Origin of the sequence: Micromonospora sp. DT228 (assembly GCF_049841595.1) — a bacterium.
In the GTDB taxonomy this organism is placed as follows: Bacteria; Actinomycetota; Actinomycetes; order Mycobacteriales; family Micromonosporaceae; genus Micromonospora.
Genome location: NZ_JBNCKO010000109.1, coordinates 1 through 216, shown reverse-complemented (window position 1 = coordinate 216; position 216 = coordinate 1). Strand labels below are relative to the sequence as shown.

Sequence of the window (216 nt, the reverse complement as noted above, 5' to 3'; positions counted from 1 at the left end):
AACAACGACCCCGCCTACCTCCAGGCCCGCAAGGAGTGCGGCGGCTACGACACCTGCGTCACCGAACGCACCCGCAAACTGCGCCAACAGAACGCCCGCAACACCACGAACCAACCCACCACCAAGAAGACCACCACCGGCACCAGGACCACGCCCAAGAAGACCACCACCACCACGAAAACCGACACCAAGAAGACCACCACCAAACGCGCCAAC

Annotated in this window: 1 protein-coding gene; it reads left to right on the top strand. The window is 63.0% G+C overall.

Going from position 1 to position 216, the window contains the following annotated elements; translation table 11 throughout:
• Positions 1-216: hypothetical protein (locus ACLQ29_RS35605; protein ID WP_425775730.1), on the top strand; the 216-nt coding region annotated here is incomplete at both ends.